The sequence below is a fragment of the Saccharospirillum sp. genome (assembly GCF_040881935.1).
GTDB lineage: Bacteria > Pseudomonadota > Gammaproteobacteria > Pseudomonadales > Natronospirillaceae > Saccharospirillum.
The window spans coordinates 1-3163 of record NZ_JBBECH010000059.1 but is presented as its reverse complement, the minus strand read 5'-3'; the positions used below and the strand labels follow the sequence as shown (position 1 = coordinate 3163).

Below are 3163 nucleotides of genomic sequence, written 5' to 3'. Positions count from 1 at the left end.
CCCGGTCAGTGCACATCATAGGGAAATTTAAGGCCACGGCCCAGAGCGAACCGCACAACTCACGTTTCGGAGTTTGGGTTATTCGGGTGGCCATGGCCCGCGTCGGCTACCGGTGGTGCCTCTGCGGGGTCGGCGTAAATCCATCCATGGAGCCTAGACCGCAGCATCCCTGCTGCGGACTACCCCGCAGAGGCACCACCGGCACCCGCCGCTAGCATTGTGCAAACTCCGAAACTTGAAGCCACAAGAGCAACTGCTTTAACCGTGGGCGGCCATACGCGCCGCCGCACGGTTGTGCTGGTCAATCTTGCGAAACAGCATCCAGCTGGAGAAAGCTATGACTGAGACCACGCCAATGATAATGGTCGCCAGCGCATTGATCTTGGGTGTAACCCCAAGTTTGACCTGGCTGAAGACTTCGATCGGCAGGGTTGTGGCGCCAGGGCCAGTAACGAAGCTGGCAATGACCACGTCATCCAGGGAGAGGGTAAACGAGAGCAGCCAGGCGGAAATAATGGCCGGTGAGATGACCGGCAGTGTCACCAGGAAAAATGCCTTGATTGGTGTAGCCCCCAAATCCAGAGCTGCCTCTTCCAGGCTCTGATCCATCTCGCGCAACCGCGAACTGATCACCACCGTGGAATAGGCCACACAGAAGGTCGTGTGCGCAATCCAGATCGTCAGCAGGCCGCGCTGAGCTGGCCAGCCGAACGACTGTGCCATGGCGACGAACAGCAATAACATGGAAATACCGATAATAACGTCGGGCATTACCAGCGGCGCCGTGATCATGCCGCTGAACAACGTACGGCCGCGGAATCGGGTGAAGCGAACCATAACGATGGACGCCAGCATGCCGATTACCACCGCCGTGCTCGCCGAGTAAAAAGCGATCTGCAACGAGCGTCCGACCGCGCTCATCAGTTGCTGATCCCGGAACAGCTCACCGTACCAGTGGGTTGACCAGCCAGCCCACACCTGCACCATGCGCGAGGCATTGAACGAATAAATGATCAACATCAGCATCGGGCCATACAGGAAGACGATGCCCAGCCAGAAAATGCAAACACTGAGACTGAAACGACCCGACCTCATAATCCCGACTCCTTGTTCTGGTACCGATGAAACAGCATGATCGGTACGATCAGCAGCATAATCATCAGTACCGCCAGTGCCGAGGCGACTGGCCAGTCCCGGTTATTAAAGAACTCCTGCCACAAGACCTTGCCGATCATCAGCGTCTCGGCGCCACCCAGCAATTCGGGAATCACGTACTCCCCCACCACCGGAATAAACACCAGCATGGACCCGGCCACGATACCGTTTACCGACAGTGGCAGGGTAATGCGGAAAAAAGAAGTGACCTTACGAGCGCCCAGGTCACTGGCCGCTTCAAGCAGTGCATTGTCGTGTTTGACCAGATTGGCGTACAACGGCAACACCATAAACGGCAGATAGGAATACACCACACCGATATACACGGCAAAGTTGGTGTTGAGCATCTGGATCGGGCTATCGATCAGACCGATCCAGATCATAAAGTTGTTGAACACGCCGTTGTTGCCGAGCAGCCCCATCCAGGCATAGACCCGAATCAGAAACGAGGTCCAACTTGGCAGCAATACCAGCAACAACCAGGTTGTTTGCAAATGCGCTGGCGCTTTGGCAATCGCGTACGCCATCGGATAACCCAGCAGCAGACAAAAAATCGTCGCATTAAAAGCGATCTTGATCGAGTTCCAATACGCCCGAATGTACAAATCGTCACTCAGCAGCCAGGCATAGTTGCTGAAGGTCATGCGAATATTGAGCGTCTGATCCAGCCACTCAAACATGGCAGTGTAAGGCGGAATCCCCAGGAAGGTTTCTGACAATGAAATCTTTGCCACCATAACGAACGGCATAAAGAAGAAGAGCAGCAACCAGAAATAGGGGCCGGCAATCACCCAGCGGCGACCACCCGGCAGAACGCGAGCCAGATCGATTTTCTTCATGAGCGCAACACCACGCCGCTGTCGCTGGCCCAGTGCACATAGACCGGATCATCCCAGGTGGGTCGGTCGGCACGGCGCTCAACATTGGCGAGAAAACATTGCACGATCTTGCCCTGAGGCAGCCGAACGTAATACACCGTATGCCCGCCCAAATAGGCAATGTCGTGCACGGTGCCTGAAGACCAGTTGAATTCGCCTTCTGGTTTCTCACGCGTCATCAGGGTTTTTTCCGGGCGCAGGGCAAACAACATGCTGCGTTCATCAACACCCGAGGTGACTCCGTGGCCGATGTAAATGTCGGCGTCCAGATCATCGGTATGCAGCGTCATATGGTCTTCCTGATCATCAATGATCCGACCATCAAACAGGTTCACCGAGCCGATGAATTCCGCCACCATCCGGCTGTTCGGGCTTTCGTAAACATCGACCGGTGAGCCGACCTGCTGAATAAAGCCCTGATCCATGATGGCGATGCGATCCGCCATGGTCATGGCCTCTTCCTGGTCGTGCGTTACCATCACGCAGGTCACGCCCACATTTTCCAGAATATCGACCACTTCCAACTGCATTTCTGTACGCAATTTTTTATCCAGCGCCCCCATCGGTTCATCGAGCAGCAGCAACTTGGGTTGTTTTGCCAGGCTGCGCGCCAGGGCGACCCGCTGACGCTGCCCACCGGACAACTGATGCGGTTTGCGCCGGGCATATTTTTCCATATGCACCAGTTTCAGCATGCGCTGCACCCGGTCGATGATCACATCTTTGGCCAGCTTTTCCTGTTTCAAACCAAAGGCCAGGTTTTGCTCCACCGTCATGTGCGGAAACAGGGCGTAGGACTGAAACATCATGTTGATTTGCCGCTGGTAAGGCGGCTGCTGGGTAATGTCTTCGCCGTCCAGCAGAATGCGGCCTTCGGTCGGGTTCTCAAACCCGGCCATGATCCGCAGCAGCGTCGACTTGCCTGAGCCGGAAGCCCCCAGCAGCGCAAAAATCTCACCCTGACGGACGTCCAGCGTTACGTTATCGACGGCCAGGTCTTCATCAAAATATTTGGTCACCTTTTCAATACTGAGCAGGGTTTTCTTCGTCTCAGTACTGGTTTCATGCTGTTGTCGGCGCGCGCCGGCCGCTAATGCCATCTGGGTGTCTCCCCTTTCACGCTGGCTAAA

The 3163-nt window shown here is 55.5% G+C and carries 3 protein-coding genes; all 3 read right to left on the bottom strand.

Features of this window, described 5'->3' with window-relative positions:
* Positions 1-258 precede the first annotated feature (258 nt).
* The 3 genes from WEB54_RS11070 to WEB54_RS11060 are packed head-to-tail and all read right to left on the bottom strand — an operon-like array spanning position 259 to position 3133.
* Positions 259-1095: an ABC transporter permease subunit gene (locus WEB54_RS11070; protein WP_368055655.1), complete on the bottom strand. Its 837-nt coding sequence runs from the start codon at positions 1093-1095 to the stop codon at positions 259-261.
* A complete protein-coding gene (locus tag WEB54_RS11065) occupies positions 1092-1994 on the bottom strand; it encodes an ABC transporter permease subunit (RefSeq protein WP_368055597.1) in 903 nt (300 codons plus the stop codon). The genes WEB54_RS11070 and WEB54_RS11065 overlap by 4 nt, the downstream gene beginning before the upstream one ends.
* On the bottom strand, positions 1991-3133 hold the full coding sequence (locus tag WEB54_RS11060; protein ID WP_368055599.1) for an ABC transporter ATP-binding protein: 1143 nt from the start codon (positions 3131-3133) through the stop codon (positions 1991-1993). Before WEB54_RS11060 ends, WEB54_RS11065 begins: the two co-directional genes overlap by 4 nt.
* Positions 3134-3163: the final 30 nt, after the last annotated feature.

What these genes read in the sequence shown, in the direction of transcription:
- WEB54_RS11070 (WP_368055655.1), bottom strand. Translation starts at nt 1,095, where the DNA reads ATGAGGTCGGGTCGTTTCAGTCTCAGTGTTTGCATTTTCTGGCTGGGC.
- WEB54_RS11065 (WP_368055597.1), bottom strand. Translation starts at nt 1,994, where the DNA reads ATGAAGAAAATCGATCTGGCTCGCGTTCTGCCGGGTGGTCGCCGCTGG.
- WEB54_RS11060 (WP_368055599.1), bottom strand. Translation starts at nt 3,133, where the DNA reads ATGGCATTAGCGGCCGGCGCGCGCCGACAACAGCATGAAACCAGTACT.